We start from the raw sequence: 17,869 nt of genomic DNA, 5'->3' as shown, positions 1-17,869 counted from the left end.
ATTTTGGAATAAGCGTTTTTTTTTGCATAATATTTCATTTTTTTTGAACTGATAGATTGTTATTTCCGTAAAGACAATAAATCCTATTTTAAATCCTTTTTACTATGAAATATTATTCTCAGTTTATTCTAGCCTCATTTCTAATTTTTGGTATCCTTGCCTGTGAAACTGATGAAGATCCCAATCCAACACCACAGCAGGAAGAATTCCCTGATCTAAAGATTTTCTTGGATAGATTTGAGAATGAAGCCAAACTGAGAGGGTTTAATTTTGATTTTTCGGTTTTAGATATTTCCTATACTGACGAAATCCGGATTTCTCCAAATGAAGTTTATTGTGGATACGGATATATCAGACATCCTCAAACTGGCAGAAGAACAGTAGTTATTTCAAAATCTATCAATTGTGATTGGGCAAATAAAACAGATTTAGAAAGAGAAAATCTGTTTTTTCATGAAATAGGTCATGCCTTTTTTAACCTCCCGCACGACAATGCCTTGAAATGTGATGGCAAGCCACTTTCCCTAATGACAGAAGCATTTAATCAATTTTTTATTTACAGAGAAAATGAACCCGAATTACGAAGTTATTATTTGGACGAATTATTTGACAGGTTAGCTGCCAATCAACAGTGTATTGATTTTGGACAGGACTTTGAATCAGATCCTGTATTTTTTAAAAAAGACATAAATGACTCTATGTGGAGGTTTTCCAGTGACAATGGAAACTATGGAATAAACGGAGGTATAAATGAAGCATCTGGGAATCCATTTTTCCAAATTTCTTCAGAAGGAACCGGTCAAAATACAGGTTATGCATTTAGACAAATTGACGCCCCTAACATCCCTGAAGGAGCTACAGTCAGGCTTCGGACAAAAATCAGCTCAGAAAATCTAGAAGGTCCCGGAGTAGCCATTGCGCTCAGAGTGTATCAAACCGCAATAGGACAAGGCGGGGCAAGTACTGTTGAATCTCATTTTCTAAGCACGGAAATGAATCCGATCAACGGAAAATTAGATAATGAATTGATTGAACTAACACTTACCAACTTCACCAGAAAAACCATCTTTATGATTCCATTTGCTGTGATGATGCCTCGAACGAAAGGAAAGGCAAATTTTGATGATTTTGAAATTTTGGTTGAGCCTGGAAGTTAAAATAAATTTCATTTATCAATATATATTTATTGTTTTTCAATAAATTTTTTCTGACATTTGAAAAACAATAAATTTATATGCTATGAAACTCACTGAACAATGGAAAGACAAATGGGTGACCCAGCCAGGATTAATGCTGATTACTGTAGTGATTTGGTCCATATTTATCGGGCTTTGCATCAAGGCAGGTGCTTTGTTATTTACTTCTATTTACAGTTTCTTTAAGCCAATCGTATCACAGGATCTTTATGAAGGATTGAACTTGTATGGTTTAAGAAACGAGGAAATTTGGTTTTATGTAGGTTTGGTATCTTTGTTGGTGGCAATAGCCTGTTTGAAAGCCTATCTCTATTATTTGATGATAAGGATTTTCCTTACTATCAACCTAAATCATCCCTTTAGCAAAGAAGTATCCGTCCTAATTTCAGAAATTGCATCTATTGCAATCCAAACAGGTCTATTAATCATCCTCACAACAGGATCTTTGAAGTGGTTGATCAAGCGGGGATTTGATATTCCATCTATGGGGGCTTATACCGGAGGTGCCTTTGAATACCTATTGTTGGGAGCCCTGATTTATGCCATAGCCCAAGTCTTCAAGAGAGGGGTGGAAATCCAGTCCGAGAACGAGTTAACCGTATAAGCTATGCCCATAATAGTTAATTTGGATGTGATGATGGCCAAGCGAAAAATGTCGCTCAACGAGCTTTCCGAGAAAGTGGATATTACCCTTTCCAATCTTTCGATTTTAAAGACAGGTAAAGCCAAAGCTGTCAGGTTCACCACCTTAGAATCCATATGTAAGGCTTTGGATTGTCAGCCAGGAGATATTTTGGAATACATAGATGAATAATTTTAAAAAGGAAAAGGCCGGTCATAAAACCAGCCTTTTTATATTAAAATGGATACTCCATCCTTTTTCAAATTTTGGATTTATTCTTCCTTTTTACCATCATAATTGCCATCCAGATAAATACTCCTAGCACCCCAATTGGCCAAAGCCTTACTAAGGCAAGCAGTAACCAAATAAACAGGTCCCACCCTCCTTGGAAAGCCTTAGTCAGTCTATTGAAAAATGAAGGTTCTAAACCTTGTTTTTGATCCTTTAACTGGAAGAAATACAAGTTGATAGTACTGTAATTGATATCCGTTTGCAATGTTCTAAAACGGCCTTCATAACCTTCAATTTCATTTCTCAGGTCATTTAAATTTCTTTCAATCTCCAACATGTCCTTGACCTGAGTGGCCTTGCTCAACAACTCCCTATAACGGTTTTCCAAAGCCTTTTTGCTTTCAATCGTGGCTTTAAGATCCCTGAAAGATCTTGTCACATCCTCAGCATTGGAGGATTTATTGGTGGTTCTCTTTCCTACCGAAGAAAGGGTATCCATTAAGGATTCAAATTGGGCTACCGGAACTTTGATTCTCAATTGGTAAGTACTTGAGTAATCATTATTGCTAAAATTCTCCGATTCCAGATAAGCATTGAAATGGGGAAGGAAATTGCGGATCTTTTGATAGTCATTTTCCAGCTGTACGGACTCAAATTCCAAAGCCCCTCTTTTTACCAACATCCTTTGATTACTTAAAGGGTTTTCAAAATCTTCTGACTGAAAATTTGATGGCTGTTCAGTAGTTGGGACATCTAGCATTTCTTCAAAATCTTTGCCCAAATCAACCAATTGGCCTGTGGAATCACCACTGTTTTGACAGGCTCCTACAATAAACAGAAATATGGCCGGTTGAATTATTAAAAATAACTGTTTCATGAATCATCATTTAATGTGAAAAATAACATTAATCCTTTGAAAAAACTACATTGAAAATAGTCGATCAACCATTTCTTACTTCTAAAGGCATCTATCCGTGCGTCTATTTGGAAATTCAAGCCTGGTCTCTCCCTTTAATATCTTCTTCAATAACCTTGGAAGCTAATGGCGCTTTATCACTTATCCCAGATTGGAACCCGTTGAAACCAAAACATGTCTACCGCCAAGTTTTTTTACAGTTCTTGAATATTAGTTGATTTTTGGGTTAACCAACATTACATCCATGTTCCCCCTCTTTGAGAGGTGGAGCCGAATGATTGCTTTATGGCTTTAACTGTCACAGCCATGCCAAAAAAAACTGCGCACATAATCCCGTGGATGATTACTGGCTGACCAAATTTCGGGTAGAAATTTGAATTATCATGATGGATCGGGCCAAAGAGTCCGGTAAAACCCTTATAATGAACGATCAAATTTTCAATTTAACAATAACTGTAAGGTTGCAAAGAATCATTTCTTATGTCTGAAATTCCCCTTTCAATAAAATTTTAACCGCTCCAAAAATATCCGAAACAAGGTTTTCTGATTTAAGTTATAAATTGCGTGTTATAAACCCATAAACTCAAATCACAATGAAAAAACAAGTTTTATTATTTGCCGGTATTTTATTTGCTTTCCTAATTGGAATCCAAATGGAATCTATGGCCCAATTACAGGCCCCTGCGGCAAGCCCTGCAGCTTTTGTTTCACAGAATGTAGGTTTCACCAAAATCAGCATTGACTATTCCTCCCCTGCTGTTAAGGGCAGAAAAATTTTCGGTGAGATCGAAAAATATGGGGTGACCTGGAGAGCAGGTGCCAATGCAGCCACAATGATTGAGTTCAGCACTCCTGTCAGCGTGGGCGGTAAAAACCTAAGAGCTGGAAAATATTCTATCTTTATGACCCCTGAAGCTTCAGGAGAATGGACTGTCAGATTGAATGCAAAAGGCAATTCTGTATTCACCTACATGAAAGATGGCAAAATCGATGAAGAAGCCTTGGCAAAAGACGATGTGGTTGCTATTAAAGTTAAAGCAGAGAAACTTCCTGCAGTTCAGGAAAGATTACAATACAGCATCTCCGCTGAAAACAACAAAATGGCCAAAGTAACCATGAGCTGGGAAAATGTAAGTGTTTCCTTCATGGTAGACACACAAGTGGACCAAAAAATGGAAGCTTTCAAAGCAGCATTTTAAAGAATTACACATTATTAGGGGTAAGAATAAAGGTGATGGGTGACTATCACCTTTATTTTTTTTCTTAAATTTAAATCCATCGCTTTTCACCCTATGGCCAAAATTCAGATTTCAACATCACTTCAGATCAGTAAGACACCAAAAGAGGTGTTTGAGGCAATCATTGACCCCGCCCATATGACCCATTACTTTATCTCAAAAAGTTCAGGTAAAATGGAAGCTGGCAAAACCCTTGATTGGGAGTTTCCCGAATTCCCGGGCAGTTTCCCGGTCAGAATCTTATTTGTAAAACCTTATGAATCCATCAATTTTGAATGGGATGGCGATAGCCACCCACTTGAAGTAAATATTTACCTTGAACCAAAAAATGAAGGGAATAGCACCTTGGTCAAGGTGGAAGAAAAAGAAATGGAGGCCAACGAGGAAGGATTGAACTGGCTGAAAAACAATACAGCTGGTTGGGCAAATTTTCTGGCCTGTCTTAAAGCCTACCTTGAATACGGCATCAATCTTCGAAAAGGAGCTTTTGATTATATGAAAACAGAAAACTGATAACCAAAATAAATTTGAAAATCATGCCCATAAAAAACCTGCGGAAATACCTATCGAAGAGAATTATCTAATCGGAAATACCAATCTTGGTTTACTTGGTAATCCTTGGCAGCATGGCATTTTTGTGGTGGTGGAGAAATTACAATGAAGAACTGGCCATGAATTTCTTCGCTGAACTCTTCGGGGCAGCATTTACCTTGTTCATCATTGATGTGCTTTTGGTAAGGTCAAAAACCAAAAGATGGAAAAGGGTTAGGGAGGACATCAATTATCTTATAGGAAGAACGGTCAATCGGCTTCGGGATGGCATCTCCATCCGGGCCTATAATTTTGATCCCCAAATACCTGAAGGATTAGATGCAAAAAAGACACAATCCCATATCCGGGAAGTGCGCTCCGATTTTCTGAACAAAACTGCGAAATTTAATAAAGAAGAAACCTTGGCACATATCAACGAAACTGAACTTTTCACAGAAAGCAGTTATGAATACTTTCATGAAAAAGCAGAAGAAGTATGGAAAATCCTCAATGTAAGGTATGCAGATTACCTTCATCCGGAATTGGTTTCTCTTCTCTTGGATTTGCACATAGAGCTCAAGGATTTAGATGGTCACATCAGGCAATACCTGAAAGCCAAGAGGTTTCCTAAAGACCGTGTTTTCTATGAAAATTTGGGGAAAAACGGTGCTGCATTTTCCCTACCAAAAATCGTTCAGTTGCTCAATGACCTAAAGATGGCTGGCTATTCTGACCTGGCGTCAAGCTCCAATTAATGCATATAACTTAAACTCAATTAACCCCAACCCCACTATGAAAAACTTAAAAATCGAAATCAAATGGGCACTGATCTTTGTGCTGATGCAGCTCTCCTGGATGCTTATGGAAAAACTTACCGGGCTGCATGATGCCCATATTGACAAACATGCCATATTCACCAATGGAGTGGCCATTTTGGCCTTTTTGATTTATGCTTTAGCACTGTTGGACAAAAGGAAGAATTTTTACCAGGGAAAGATGACTTATCTGCAAGGATTTATCACAGGGATTTGGATTTCGCTTTTTGTTACCATACTTACCCCAATCACCCAATACATTACTTCTTATTGGATAAGTCCGGAATATTTTGACAATATGATCGCTTACAGTGTCAGTCAGGGCAAAATGAGCCAGGAAGAAGCCGAATCTTTCTTTAATTTCAACAGTTACCTGATGCAGAGCACCCTTTTTGCTCCAGTGGCTGGAGTAATAACAAGTGCTATTGTGGCAATCTTCACCAAGAAGTCTTAGACAGCTGAAAATGAAGAGTGAGGAATGAGGATGATACAATGAAAAATGGAGAATGAGGAACAAAGCGCCAAGGCAAAAGTAAAAAGAGCCAAGTGGGATGTACTTGTAGGCTTGAAGGGCTTGGTTCTTTTTTAAGTGAGTATTTTGAACCTCACACAAAGAGCACCAAGAAAAAGGGTTAAATATCTCAGAGGTTTAAGCACTGAAAAGGCTTATCCTTGTCACCTCGACGGCAGGAGAGGTCTATCAAAATAAGGAATGAAAGGTAGTCGTTGTTTGAAAAGATCAGTTACAAATCAATAAAGCCATTTACCACTAAAGGTTGTAATGAATTAAGAAAATGATAACAGAAATGGATAGATCTGTTAAGGTGAATTAATTTAGCCTGAAGCAAAAATCAAGCGAAATAATTCCAAGAAAATAAACAAAAAGTGTATCTTGGTTTTCTGAAAATTTTCAATAACCCATTAACCTAGTATGAAACCCTCAAAAAGCGAAAATTCCGGGAATTCAAGGCGTGAATTTATCAAAAATGCAGCCATTGCATCTTCTATTTTTATTGTACCCAGACATGTATTGGGCGGTGTAGGATTCACTGCTCCTTCTGACCAGTTAAATCTTGCAGCAATAGGTGCCGGAGGCAAAGGTATATCCGATATCAAGAATGCTTCCGTCAATGGGAGAGAAAGAGTCGTAGCTTTATGCGATGTGGATTTTTCCGGTTCAGCCAAGCAGTCCATTGAAAATTTCCCAAAAGCCAAACTCTATGCAGACTACAGAGAAATGCTCGATAAGGAAAAAGATATAGATGCAGTGACCATCTCTACACCGGACCATGTGCATGGTCCTGCTGCCAAATATGCTATGGAAAGAGGTAAGCACGTCTATGTACAAAAACCTTTGACCCATAATATCAGGGAGGCCAGGATGCTCACTGAAATGGCAAGAGACAAAAAGGTCGTCACCCAAATGGGTAACCAGGGGGCCTCCAATCCTCTTTTGGGCATGGTACAAAAATGGGTGGACAGCGGGAAATTAGGCAAAATATCCAAAGTTCAAATCTGGACCAATAGGCCTGTATGGCCTCAGGGCTTTGCATTCCCCCAACCCGATCCTGGCCAAAAACCAAGTGCCTTAAACTGGGATTTGTGGTTAGGTCCGGCTCCTGAAATACCATTTACACCTAACTTACATCCATTCAATTGGAGAGGTTGGTGGGATTATGGTACCGGTGCATTGGGTGATGTGGGATGCCATTTGATTGACATACCCTTCCGAACCCTAGGCCTACATTACCCTACAGCTGCGGAATGTAGTGTTGGAACAGTATTTACCAAAATGTGGACCCCTGATTATCACCCAGAGGGCTGCCCGGCTTCTTCTTTCATTACCATTAATTTTGCGGCCACTGACAAAAGCAGATCTCCTATAGAGATGACCTGGAGCGATGGTGGTATCCGTCCTTCAAGACCGGATGCCATTCCTGCTGACCATGATATGGGAGGAACAAATTCAGCTAACGGGGTGCTTATTATAGGAGAAAACGGTGTCATTGCTACCAATATCAATGACAGTTCCCCATTGATGCCCAAACTTTACATGAATGATGGTTATACCGAATTTGGACCTGAGAAAGAAGAAGGTGACGAACCGGAATATGGCCACCAAAGAAAATGGGTAGATGCATGCAAAGCAGGATTTGGTTCAAAGGAACACAAGGAACTCATGTCCTCATTTGACTATGCAGGACCTATGACAGAAACGGTCTTAATGGGCAATCTTGCCATCAGAAGCTACATGTTGCGCAGACAGAACAGCAGAGGACAGATGGAGTTTTTCGGTAGGAGAAAACTTCTCTGGGACGGGAACAACATGCGCATCACCAACCTGGAAGAAGCCAATCAATTTGTTGGCAGAGAATACAGGCCTGGATTTGAAGTATGATAAAAACGCGGGGCTAACCCCGCGTTTCGTTTTTCATAAACCATAGCTAAAAAATGCATCAATCACTGGTTCAAATTGCTTTGGTCGTCAATGACTATGATGAAGCCATTCAATATTACACCCAAAAACTCAAATTTGAATTGGTCGAAGACACAGAATTATCGGAAACCAAGAGGTGGGTAGTAGTAAAACCTAAAGGTGGCAATGGTGCTGCATTGTTATTGGCCAAAGCTGCTTCTGAAGAACAGAAAAGCAGAATCGGAAACCAAACCGGCGGAAGGGTATTTCTCTTTATGCACACGGACAATTTTGACAGAGATTATCAGAACATCTTGGTTCAAAAAATAAAAATCATCAATGGTCCAAGAGAGGAAAAATATGGTAAGGTGCTTGTTTTTGAGGACCTCTATGGAAATCTTTGGGACCTGATAGAGCCTTCAAAGCCAATTTAATTTTTTAAGTTTACGCACCCAGTTGTATATCCATGTCTATATATCAAGTCGCAAACCCATCACTATGGTCCGGTAGAAAAGCCGATACAATCCAATACTGGCATCATGCCGTCACTTGCCTCTCTTCACCTGAAATACCCGTAGGTACTCAAGAGAAAAAAGTCGCCATTTTGGGATACCAGGGAGAAGAGGGTGTGAGAAGAAACCAAGGTAGAATAGGGACAGCCCAAGGTCCTGACCAAGTCAGAAAAATGATGGGCCCATTGGCTTATCATCTTCCAAAATCCATAAAAGTTTATGACATGGGAAATTTCAGGACTGAAGGAGGGCAAATGGAGGGAACCCATTCGGTTATTTTTGCTACTGTGAAAAAAATATTGTCACAAAAAGTCTTTCCTGTAATCATTGGAGGGGGGCATGACTTGGCCTTTCCCCATGGGCATGCAGTAATAGAATATTGTTTGGAAAAAGGAGAAAAGTTAGGAATCATTAATTTAGATGCCCACTTTGACCTCCGTCCGACATTAGGAGGCCAGGGACATTCAGGATCACCATTTTTCCAGTTAGGTAATAAATACCCTAAAGATTTCCATTACTTCTGTATTGGAATCCAAAGAGCAGCTAATCCTCCACAATTATTTGAAATAGCTAAGTCCATGAAAGTTCAATGGATGGAAGCAGAAGAATTAACATTAAACAATTGGTCCCAGATTGCTGAGCAAATAGACAGATTTTGTCAGCAAGTAAATAAAATTTACCTAAGTATTGACATGGATGGATTTTCCTCAGCATTTGCTCCCGGTGTCAGTGCGCCTTCCCCTTGGGGATTTCAACCTGACCTTGCTGCCAAAGTGGTGCAGATGATTGCAAGGTCTGGAAAATTAATTTCGTTGGATATTGTAGAGTTGAATCCTGCCTATGACATTGATAATTCTACCTCCCGGTTAGCAGCACGGGTCATAGAATATGCCCTACGAAATATTTTAAGTGAATAGCAAATAAAATCAAAAATCAACTGACAACCTGATATTTATCATGGGGAAGGTGTTGTTTTTTTGGTAAATTTATGCTGTTAAAAAAATCAAACTTTCAACTCAAAAACCAAGAAATCATGGGCACATTAGCAAAAAGAAATGGAGGTTTTTGGCCGAAGATGATCCAGGATTTTTTTGGCGCAGATCCTTTTGCGTGGGATGAAAAATTCTGGCTTCCCGAAAAAGCAATGGAAGTACCTTCTGCCAATGTCATTGAAAATGACAAAGAATTTAAGTTGGAGCTTTCTGCTCCAGGTTTCGACAAGAAAGATTTTAAAGTCGAAGTAAGTGGTGGCATTTTGAGCATCAGTGCAGAAAAAGAACATAAGAAAGAGGAAGAAAAAGAAAATTACCGTAAGAAAGAGTTTTCTTATTCCAGTATCAGGCGTTCTTTTAGTCTTCCGGAAAATGTATTGGAAAATAAAATTGATGCAAAATATGACAACGGAATCCTAAAGGTATTGATACCTAAAAATGATAAAGTTGAAAATACATCAAAAAGGGCTATCACAGTGGGTTAAATTTATTTTTTTTTCATAGGAAAAGCCCCGGCCATAATTGGTCGGGGTTTTTAGTTACATTTTTTTAAATTACTGTATAATGGAGCATTGGGATTAACTGTATCCAAGAATTATCAAAAAAACACTCAAGTCCAATAAATATTCCGCATTACAAAATTTCTGAAATAAATTCCCTGAATGGATCCAATTTGGGGGCTGTGTTCGGAAGCTCTGTGATCAAAACATCAACCGCATTGAGGTCACAGGTTTTATACCTTTGAACAGAGTTCAGTTTATTGGAAACAGTCAATAATACTAGTTTTTTAGATGAAGCAATCATTGCCTTTTTCACTTGGACTACTTCCCAATCAAATTCTGTTAGACCTTGTACGGAATCTAGATATCCGGTGCCAAGAAAACATATATCTACTTTTATTTGGGAAAGCAAATTAATTACCATACCCCCTACTGCAAATTTCGCTTCGCTTAACAATTTTCCTCCAACAAAAATCACCTCTATATTTGGGAAATCCATCAATTGATTGGCCACCTGAAGACTTGGAGTAAACACCGTAAGTGAAAACTTTCGAGGAAAATTTCGAACCAATTCAATATTAGTAGTCCCCCCGCTCATTAATATAACCTGTCCTTCCTTCAGAAGATCCACTGCTTTCTTTGCAATGACCTGTTTTTCAGGCTGGAGGTACACATCCTGACTTAATGAAGAATTCGATAAAAAACCATGTGAAATTGCACCTCCATGCACTTTATTCAATTTTTTCTGATGATCCAGCTCTTTCACATCCCTTCTGATAGTATCTACAGAAACATCCAAAGACTCTGCCAGATCGGTCAATAAAACCCTGTTATGCAGATGGACCTGCTCTAATATAAGCCTATGTCTTTCTTCTTTAAGCATAGTTAAAAACTTGGGTAAATTGGGTTGCCTTAATTAAGTTCACGCTCTTCTGTAATATTCCAAGACGGCAATAACAGATACACATATATTTTTCATCGTCATTGCCTCTTCTTTTGAAATATCCAATTCCTTTGTCAAAATATCAAGTTCTCTATTAAAAAGCTTAAAATTGGATATTTTCATATTTATCATCTTAATCCTTTTAACTTTTCCTTATTTGATTATTTGACTGTCAGATTTCATATTCAGTATCATTATTTGGGCAGTTTCACTTTTTATCAATGTGATTCCCATAATAAATTCAGGAACTCCCTCTACTTCGAATATTTGGTTAATATCATTGGCCAATCCTGAAAGACTGTAATAAATAATCCCATTAGTATTAGGTATATCTGGAATATCAATAATTTCCAGTTTGCCACTTGTTTATGTACCTAATGTTATATAAGCCTATTTTCGATTGAAAACTTGGTGTCAGTTTTTCTATACACCGGACAGACTCTTTAATTTCTTCCTTGGTTGCACCAGCAATCGACTCATCTTTTTGTATTTCAATTAACCAAAATTTCCAAGACTTCGATCTTTCCAAGATGGTCCCATTTGGATGGTTCTTCAGTAACTTTTTTCATCTTATCACTTTTGCTGTTTTTATAAAAGAAACTTTGCTAAAAATAGCAAATTACTGCAATTATAAACAACTTTTTGAGCTTAAATCAGAATAAAATGTAATAAGCAGAAATTTATTGCAATAATTTCTTGCAAATACTGGCATAATTTAGTTTATTCATGCAGTATTTTGCGAATTTATCTGCCTTTTTTTGCAGCTTTCGCATAAACTTCAAGGAAATTTTAAGAAGAAAAAGAAATCAGATCCTTCCAAATACAAACTGTATATGAAAATGCGAAACCTTTTGAAAAAGAATTAGCCAGTTTATGAAAACCATTTTATCCATTCCTAAAACAATTATCCAACCAAAATGAAAAAAAATCTACTAGCTGTGTTATTGCTATGGGTGATGGCTGTAGTTCCGGCCATGGCCCAATCTGTAATAACTGGGAAGGTGATCGACTCCGATACCAAAGAAGAACTCCCAGGGGTGAATGTCGTCCTTAGGGGAACAAATAGAGCAACTGTTACCGATATAAACGGGATGTTTAGTGTTTCTGTTCCTTCACAGGAGAGTGTTCTTGTTTTTTCCTTTATAGGATACGGAACGAGAGAAATCAGGGTAGGTAACCAAACCAATTTGGAAATAACCCTTGAACCAAGTATTGATAATCTAAGTGAATTTGTGGTTACAGCATTTGGAATTGCCCAAGAAAGGAAATCCCTTGGCTATGCAGTTCAGGAAATTGACAATAAACTAATCCTAGAAACCAATCAGCCAAATGCCCTAAATGCGCTCAGAGGAAGAATAGCAGGTGTGAATATCACAAGCAGTTCTGGGGCGCCAGGAGCGGGAACAAACATAATTATCCGTGGAATCAACTCCCTTAATCCCAATGCTGACAACCAACCGCTTTTTGTAATTGACGGCATCCCAATATCGAACGAGACTAACATTACAGGGGGACGAGGAGGAGCCAACTTCACCAATACTAACCGTGCAGCAGATATAAATCCTGATGATATTGAATCGATCAGTATTTTAAAGGGTCCTGCCGCATCCGTTTTATATGGCCTAAGGGCTGCAAATGGTGCTGTAATCATCACCACTAAATCTGGAAAATCGGGTAAAACCACATTTAATTTTAGAACCACTACGAGCATAGACCAAGTAGGCAAAACCCCACCTATGCAACAAAGGTATCTCAGAGGATTTAACGGTCTTTACAACCCGACAGACTATAGGGCGGATGGACCACCTATTCCTGCGGGAACACCGGTGTTTAATCAATGGGATGAGACTTTCAACACGGGCAATACTTTCCAAAATAACTTTTCCTTTTCCGGCGGAAGCGACAAAGCTACTTTTTATGGTTCTCTAGGAAGACTTGACCAAACTGGGATTTTACCTAATTCCAATTTTGAAAGGACCAATTTAAAAATCGCGGGCTCACTTAAAGCAACTGACAAATTAACTTTAGATGGGGCTGCAACTTTTATCAACTCTAATGGTGTCAACCCTAGGATGGGAATTGGTGGGGCCGGAGTAATTTCATATGCATCCAGATATGCTCCTGATGTGAACTTAAGAGATTTTATCAACCCCGATGGTTCCCAAATAAGGTACTCTACAATTTTGGATAATCCTCTTTATTTTGCCCAAAATGCCTTCCAGGAAGAGAATGTAAACCGTATACTTGGCAACATTGGAGCAACTTATATGATCAATGACTGGCTGACAGCCAGTTATAGAGCAGGGATTGACCAATATACCGACAAAAGGTTTATCCTTACATCTCCTACAACACTTATAGGTGCAGGATCGAATGGAAGCATCAATGAACAAATCATAGGTTATCAAGAAATCAACTCCAACTTCTTATTGACCGCAGACAGGAGACTTTCTGATGATTTCAATATGACAATAACATTGGGTAATCAGGTAACTACCATCAACACCACCAATCTTAATGCTTCGGGTTCCAATTTCGTAATTCCGGACTTTTGGTCAATCAACAACTTAAGTCAATATCAATCTAGGTCATTTCCTACGAGTAGATCCATTATTGGAGTATTTGGTGATGCTAAATTTGATTATAGACAGACAGTTTTCCTAAACATTACAGGTAGGAATGACTGGTCCTCCACACTGCCCAGACAAAACAGGTCTTTCTTTTATCCTTCTGTAAGCATGTCTTACATTTTTACAGAATCGCTTAAACTTAGCTCCTCTAGGTTTTTGAGTTATGGCAAACTCAGGGGTTCCTTTGCCGAAGTGGGCAAGGATGCTGCTCCTTTCCTTATTGGAAATTATTACAGCACTTTGGTGCCTTTCAGAGGGATAGTAGGTGTAGCCCGTGATAACACAATTGGTTCAGAAAATCTCAGACCCGAAAGGACTAGAGGCCTTGAGTTCGGCGTAGACATGGGACTATTCAATAACAGATTAAGACTGGATGCCAACTATGCAATCCAGACCTCAATAGATCAAATTGTTCCAATTCCGGTTTCTAGAGCCACAGGTTTCACAAACTATGTAACTAATGCAGGTGAAATCAGAAATAATATCTGGGAATTGACTGCTGATATAGCTTTAATCCAGAAAAAAGACTTTTCCTGGAATTCAATTTTGAACTGGTCAAGATTAAGAGGTAAAGTAATTTCCTTGCCCGAAGGCTTGGATCAAATCACATTCCAGCCTGAATCACCCTGGGTTAAACAACGTGTTCAAGTGGGAGGAAGACCAGGTGATTGGTACGGATGGCCCCTTAGCCGGGTTGAAGACAGGAACTCCCCCTTCTTTGGAGAATTGATAATTGTCAATGGTTACCCTGATGTCAACAACAACTGGAGAGGTGTTCCATTGGCTGAGGATAGTTATATAGGAAATGCTTTTCCTGATTGGGAAGGTGGATGGAACAATTCAATAAGGTATAAAAATTTAGAATTTTCATTTCTATTTACATTTAGAAAAGGAGGCTATGTCTTTGACATTAATAGAAGAATGAGATATGGACAAGCGGGCGGTGAGGCTCCATCAGGGGCAGAAACAGAATTAAGAAATAGGTTGGTTGTATTCAATGGAGTAACTAACACAGGCACCATTGAAAATCCAAATTGGGTACCTAATGAAAGGCCAGTCCCAATCAGTGTAAGTGAACTTTATGGACAGGCCTTCAGATATAGACTAGCTTCAGAATTCAATGGTTTTCAGGAGGCTAGTTGGCTTAGACTTCAAAACGTGTCACTGAACTACACGCTGCCGACAAAACTTATCAGTAAGACTCCGTTTACCTCAATTACTGCATCTGTGACAGGAAACAATCTTTGGTTGACTACACCTTTTATAGGTTTTGATCCAGAGCAGAGCGCTTACGGTCCAGGCAGTAACGTATTCGGATATGTAGGAACCAACGTCCCTGCTACCAGAAGTGTGTTCTTTGGGTTAAACTTTAATTTCTAATCTGTCATGAAAAGATTATTGAGAAAAATAAGCATTGCAGCATTTGTCCTATTTTCAGCCAGCTCATGCGATAATTTATTGGATGTAAACGTAGATCCCGGCAGGATTTCTGCAGATCAAATTACTGTCCCCAACCTACTACCATCAGCTATCAGATTTACCGCCAATGTACAGTTTGGGGCTGCACAGTTTGGGGCCCAATACCCACAATATTTGGGCGGCCAGGCCATTAGTCAATATACACCATATGGATTTGACCAACTTTGGAGACCCCTTTATTCTGATGCCTTACCAAGTTTACAGGAAATAATAAGCAGAGCTGAGGCTCTGGGAGCTTATAATTACAGCGGGATAGCTAAAGTTATGCTCGCTATGAACATGTTGACTGCTTCGGCTATTTATGGGGATTTACCATATACTGAAGCAAACAAAGGCACAGCCATCCTGAATCCTTGTTATGATACTATGCAGCAGCTGTATGAGGTACATATCCCCCAATTGATCAACTCAGCGATTGAAGACCTGCAAAGACCTTTACCTGAACTCCCTAATTTGAGGACGGTAAGAAACGATTATATCTACAATGGAAACTTAGATAACTGGAGAAGAGCAGCATTTGCGTTGAGGGCCAGGTACAACTTACAGATGTCCATTAAAAATCCCAGCCTTTTGGCTGCGGCAGCAGCAGACGTAGACAGGGCATTTACTGGCTTTTCCCAGGATTTAGATCTGATTTATGAGGCTAATATCCAAAATCCTTGGTGGTCATTTCTAGGAAACCCTGTTAACAAAACCCAGCAGCCAACTTCCTTCATCACCAATATGATGAACGGAACAGCTCAGTACCCTGGATTGGTAGATCCTCGCCTTCCTTTATACATGAGCTCTTCCAATCCTAATGAATTCAGGGGAGTAGTACCTGGAAGGTTGGTCGGTGATGATCCTACAGTTAATGTAAACCTGACTGCTACCACATGGCATAGTAGAAATGTAGCCCCACTCCAGATGCTGACCTATGCCGAGGCACAGTTTATCAAAGCTGAAGCGCTCCTAAACTCTAACAGGCCTGCTGCCTATGAAGCTTACGTCAATGGAATCCGGGCAAGTATGACAAAATTAGGGGTATCTGGTGATGCTATAAATTCTTACCTGCAAAATACGTTGGTATCTATGGGTTCTTCAAATCTTCAATTGAGAGATATTATGATGCAAAAATACATTGCACTATATCTCCAAATGGAAACTTGGAATGATATGCGTCGCTACCAATACGACCCCAATATTTATCCTGGACTTAACAAGCCTGTAATCAATCAGATACCTGGAGAACCATGGATACAGCGCTCCAACATTGCTGATGATGAACCTGGAACAAACACTTGTATTCCAGTAATTCCAAATCAAGGAGTTAAACTTTGGTTATTTGACAATTAATAAATGAAAACCATGAAAAAGATAAAAATATTTTCACTAGGGATTGCAATGTTTATGGGGCTGTTCATCACTTCCTGTGACTTGGATCCTACAGAAGCACTAAGAGATATCATCAAGGAGGATTTCGGTTACCTACCTGTCATAGCTAATTTTACTTTGGCAAGTCCAACAGCTTCTGCCACAGCCCCTATAGCAGGAACTAACTGCACTTTTGATCTGAGATATTGGTCTGAAGGAGAAATTGATAAAATACAGTTTTGGGTAAGGATAGGTGCAGGAAGTCCACAATTGGTTGACGAAAAACCATACTCACCCGCCTTTTCAAATATTACAAAAACAGATTCATTGCTATTCAATTACACTATCCCAACCACAGTTCCGACCGGAACTGTGGTGGCAATGGAAGCGCGAGTGACCAATAAAAATGTTCCTGACTTCCCTGTAAGCCGCACAGTAAATGTAACTGTAAGGTAATGACAAAAAGGAGATTATTTCTTAAAAAATTGGCCATTTCAGGTCTGGGTTTAGGGCTCAGTAAACAGGGGATGGCCAATTCTCTTTCTGAAAACAATTTTTCCTTCTTGCATTTGACCGATGCTCACGTAAGAAGAAAACGTCAGGGAAATAAAGGCTTTGAAGCTTGTGTAGAAAGTGTAAACAAGCTTGATACAAAGCCAGATTTCATCATTTTCGGAGGTGACCAGGTATTTGATGGAATGTATACAGAAAAAGAAGAATATCTGGATCAGCTTAAGGTCTTTTCCCAGGTTGCAGAAGGGTTTAATCTCAGAACTTATCATTGTCTTGGCAACCATGATGTTTTTGGAAGAAGCAGTAGAAGGAAAACATCCCCAGATGATCCGGATATAGGCAAAAAACTTTATCTCGACACATTTGATCTCAATCAAAGTTATTACAGCTTCAACCACAAAGGTTGGCATTTTGTAGTCATGGATTCATTACTGGAAGTCGAATCCGACCATGGTCCCAGCCAGACCCATGCTTTTGGAAAAGATCAACTGGAATGGCTGAGGTTTGATTTAGGCAAACACCATGAAATGCCAACAATCATTGTAACCCATATAGCTGCATTCAACAATATAGGTCAGATCAATTCAAGCCCTGAACTGTTGGCTATGAACCATATGGTGGTGACCGACACCAGAGAATTCCGCCAAATTATAGAACGGCACAAAGTCAAGGCAGTTTTACAAGGCCACAGCCATATTCCTGAAGATTATCGCTATAACAATATATGGTATATTACAAGCCAATCGGTAAGTGCTGCCTGGTGGGGAGGTAATTGGAAGGGTTACAAACCCGGATATACCTTATTAAATGTGAATGGAGAGGAACTTACATGGAATAGAATCGACTTTGATTGGGAAGCAAAATTAGAACCTGAGGACAATCTCGAGAGAGAGAGGATTAAGGAGTATGAACTTTTTATTGAAGATCAAAAACGACTTAAAAAAGAAGAAATCGGCCAATGAAAATAAAAAGCCGATTTCTT

The 17,869-nt window shown here is 39.1% G+C and carries 17 protein-coding genes; 15 read left to right on the top strand and 2 right to left on the bottom strand.

Going from position 1 to position 17,869, the window contains the following annotated elements:
* Nucleotides 1-104: 104 nt before the first annotated feature.
* The 3 genes from CLV48_RS06100 to CLV48_RS06090 all read left to right on the top strand — a co-directional run bounded on the left by CLV48_RS06100 (nt 105) and on the right by CLV48_RS06090 (nt 2,010).
* Nucleotides 105-1,157 carry a hypothetical protein gene (locus tag CLV48_RS06100; RefSeq protein WP_106566374.1) on the top strand — a complete coding sequence of 351 codons (1,053 nt, stop codon included), beginning with the start codon at nt 105-107 and terminating at the stop codon, nt 1,155-1,157.
* An 82-nt stretch (nt 1,158-1,239) separates the two neighbouring features.
* Nucleotides 1,240-1,800 (top strand): DUF2975 domain-containing protein, encoded by a 561-nt coding sequence (locus tag CLV48_RS06095; RefSeq protein ID WP_106566373.1) that lies wholly within the window; start codon nt 1,240-1,242, stop codon nt 1,798-1,800.
* Nucleotides 1,801-1,803: 3 nt separating this feature from the next.
* On the top strand, nt 1,804-2,010 hold the full coding sequence (locus CLV48_RS06090; protein WP_106566372.1) for a helix-turn-helix domain-containing protein: 207 nt from the start codon (nt 1,804-1,806) through the stop codon (nt 2,008-2,010).
* 67 nt (nt 2,011-2,077) lie between these two features.
* Here CLV48_RS06090 and CLV48_RS06085 read toward each other — a convergent pair whose 3' ends face one another.
* Nucleotides 2,078-2,926, bottom strand: coding sequence for a DUF4349 domain-containing protein (locus CLV48_RS06085; protein ID WP_106566371.1), 849 nt, complete (start codon nt 2,924-2,926; stop codon nt 2,078-2,080).
* Nucleotides 2,927-3,558: 632 nt separating this feature from the next.
* Here CLV48_RS06085 and CLV48_RS06080 point away from each other — a divergent pair.
* The 8 genes from CLV48_RS06080 (at nt 3,559) to CLV48_RS06045 (ending at nt 9,954) form a co-directional block, all read left to right on the top strand.
* Nucleotides 3,559-4,164: a DUF2911 domain-containing protein gene (locus tag CLV48_RS06080; protein WP_106566370.1), complete on the top strand. Its 606-nt coding sequence runs from the start codon at nt 3,559-3,561 to the stop codon at nt 4,162-4,164.
* A gap of 93 nt (nt 4,165-4,257) precedes the next feature.
* Complete coding sequence (locus CLV48_RS06075) at nt 4,258-4,716, top strand: SRPBCC domain-containing protein (RefSeq protein ID WP_106566369.1); 459 nt, start codon at nt 4,258-4,260, stop codon at nt 4,714-4,716.
* 113 nt (nt 4,717-4,829) lie between these two features.
* The gene (locus CLV48_RS06070; RefSeq protein ID WP_211299905.1) at nt 4,830-5,489 is read left to right on the top strand and encodes a hypothetical protein; all 660 of its coding nucleotides are present in this window, start codon (nt 4,830-4,832) and stop codon (nt 5,487-5,489) included.
* Between the two features lie 37 nt (nt 5,490-5,526).
* Nucleotides 5,527-6,003 carry a DUF4199 domain-containing protein gene (locus CLV48_RS06065; RefSeq protein ID WP_106566368.1) on the top strand — a complete coding sequence of 159 codons (477 nt, stop codon included), beginning with the start codon at nt 5,527-5,529 and terminating at the stop codon, nt 6,001-6,003.
* Between the two features lie 477 nt (nt 6,004-6,480).
* Entirely contained in the window at nt 6,481-7,947 is a 1,467-nt protein-coding gene (locus tag CLV48_RS06060) for a Gfo/Idh/MocA family protein (protein WP_106566367.1), read from the top strand.
* Between the two features lie 53 nt (nt 7,948-8,000).
* The gene (locus CLV48_RS06055) at nt 8,001-8,399 is read left to right on the top strand and encodes a VOC family protein (RefSeq protein WP_106566366.1); all 399 of its coding nucleotides are present in this window, start codon (nt 8,001-8,003) and stop codon (nt 8,397-8,399) included.
* A 32-nt stretch (nt 8,400-8,431) separates the two neighbouring features.
* Nucleotides 8,432-9,394, top strand: coding sequence for a formimidoylglutamase (gene hutG / locus CLV48_RS06050; protein ID WP_106566365.1), 963 nt, complete (start codon nt 8,432-8,434; stop codon nt 9,392-9,394).
* Nucleotides 9,395-9,510: 116 nt separating this feature from the next.
* Complete coding sequence (locus tag CLV48_RS06045) at nt 9,511-9,954, top strand: Hsp20/alpha crystallin family protein (RefSeq protein ID WP_106566547.1); 444 nt, start codon at nt 9,511-9,513, stop codon at nt 9,952-9,954.
* 148 nt (nt 9,955-10,102) lie between these two features.
* On the opposite strand, the gene CLV48_RS06040 is transcribed toward CLV48_RS06045, so the two are convergent.
* Nucleotides 10,103-10,852, bottom strand: a complete 750-nt coding sequence (locus tag CLV48_RS06040; protein WP_106566364.1) for a DeoR/GlpR family DNA-binding transcription regulator — start codon at nt 10,850-10,852, stop codon at nt 10,103-10,105.
* Between the two features lie 977 nt (nt 10,853-11,829).
* On the opposite strand from CLV48_RS06040, the gene CLV48_RS06035 reads away from it, so the two are divergent.
* Genes CLV48_RS06035 through CLV48_RS06020 form a run of 4 tightly spaced genes read left to right on the top strand, consistent with a single transcriptional unit; the run spans nt 11,830 to nt 17,849 of the window.
* Nucleotides 11,830-14,922, top strand: coding sequence for a SusC/RagA family TonB-linked outer membrane protein (locus CLV48_RS06035; RefSeq protein WP_106566363.1), 3,093 nt, complete (start codon nt 11,830-11,832; stop codon nt 14,920-14,922).
* 6 nt (nt 14,923-14,928) lie between these two features.
* A complete protein-coding gene (locus CLV48_RS06030) occupies nt 14,929-16,356 on the top strand; it encodes a SusD/RagB family nutrient-binding outer membrane lipoprotein (RefSeq protein ID WP_106566362.1) in 1,428 nt (475 codons plus the stop codon).
* 12 nt (nt 16,357-16,368) lie between these two features.
* Nucleotides 16,369-16,830, top strand: coding sequence for a hypothetical protein (locus tag CLV48_RS06025; RefSeq protein WP_146140072.1), 462 nt, complete (start codon nt 16,369-16,371; stop codon nt 16,828-16,830).
* A complete protein-coding gene (locus CLV48_RS06020) occupies nt 16,830-17,849 on the top strand; it encodes a metallophosphoesterase family protein (protein WP_106566360.1) in 1,020 nt (339 codons plus the stop codon). The genes CLV48_RS06025 and CLV48_RS06020 overlap by 1 nt, the downstream gene beginning before the upstream one ends.
* The last annotated feature ends 20 nt before the right edge of the window (nt 17,850-17,869 follow it).

This window comes from Cecembia rubra, from assembly GCF_003014575.1.
GTDB lineage: Bacteria > Bacteroidota > Bacteroidia > Cytophagales > Cyclobacteriaceae > Cecembia_A > Cecembia_A rubra.
This window is presented reverse-complemented; position numbering and strand designations above follow the sequence as displayed.

Excerpts from the sequence above, each read along its gene's own strand:
- CLV48_RS06100 (WP_106566374.1), top strand. The coding sequence starts at position 105 with ATGAAATATTATTCTCAGTTTATTCTAGCCTCATTTCTAATTTTTGGT.
- CLV48_RS06095 (WP_106566373.1), top strand. The coding sequence starts at position 1,240 with ATGAAACTCACTGAACAATGGAAAGACAAATGGGTGACCCAGCCAGGA.
- CLV48_RS06090 (WP_106566372.1), top strand. The coding sequence starts at position 1,804 with ATGCCCATAATAGTTAATTTGGATGTGATGATGGCCAAGCGAAAAATG.
- CLV48_RS06085 (WP_106566371.1), bottom strand. The coding sequence starts at position 2,926 with ATGAAACAGTTATTTTTAATAATTCAACCGGCCATATTTCTGTTTATT.
- CLV48_RS06080 (WP_106566370.1), top strand. The coding sequence starts at position 3,559 with ATGAAAAAACAAGTTTTATTATTTGCCGGTATTTTATTTGCTTTCCTA.
- CLV48_RS06075 (WP_106566369.1), top strand. The coding sequence starts at position 4,258 with ATGGCCAAAATTCAGATTTCAACATCACTTCAGATCAGTAAGACACCA.
- CLV48_RS06070 (WP_211299905.1), top strand. The coding sequence starts at position 4,830 with ATGGCATTTTTGTGGTGGTGGAGAAATTACAATGAAGAACTGGCCATG.
- CLV48_RS06065 (WP_106566368.1), top strand. The coding sequence starts at position 5,527 with ATGAAAAACTTAAAAATCGAAATCAAATGGGCACTGATCTTTGTGCTG.
- CLV48_RS06060 (WP_106566367.1), top strand. The coding sequence starts at position 6,481 with ATGAAACCCTCAAAAAGCGAAAATTCCGGGAATTCAAGGCGTGAATTT.
- CLV48_RS06055 (WP_106566366.1), top strand. The coding sequence starts at position 8,001 with ATGCATCAATCACTGGTTCAAATTGCTTTGGTCGTCAATGACTATGAT.
- hutG (WP_106566365.1), top strand. The coding sequence starts at position 8,432 with ATGTCTATATATCAAGTCGCAAACCCATCACTATGGTCCGGTAGAAAA.
- CLV48_RS06045 (WP_106566547.1), top strand. The coding sequence starts at position 9,511 with ATGGGCACATTAGCAAAAAGAAATGGAGGTTTTTGGCCGAAGATGATC.
- CLV48_RS06040 (WP_106566364.1), bottom strand. The coding sequence starts at position 10,852 with ATGCTTAAAGAAGAAAGACATAGGCTTATATTAGAGCAGGTCCATCTG.
- CLV48_RS06035 (WP_106566363.1), top strand. The coding sequence starts at position 11,830 with ATGAAAAAAAATCTACTAGCTGTGTTATTGCTATGGGTGATGGCTGTA.
- CLV48_RS06030 (WP_106566362.1), top strand. The coding sequence starts at position 14,929 with ATGAAAAGATTATTGAGAAAAATAAGCATTGCAGCATTTGTCCTATTT.
- CLV48_RS06025 (WP_146140072.1), top strand. The coding sequence starts at position 16,369 with ATGAAAAAGATAAAAATATTTTCACTAGGGATTGCAATGTTTATGGGG.
- CLV48_RS06020 (WP_106566360.1), top strand. The coding sequence starts at position 16,830 with ATGACAAAAAGGAGATTATTTCTTAAAAAATTGGCCATTTCAGGTCTG.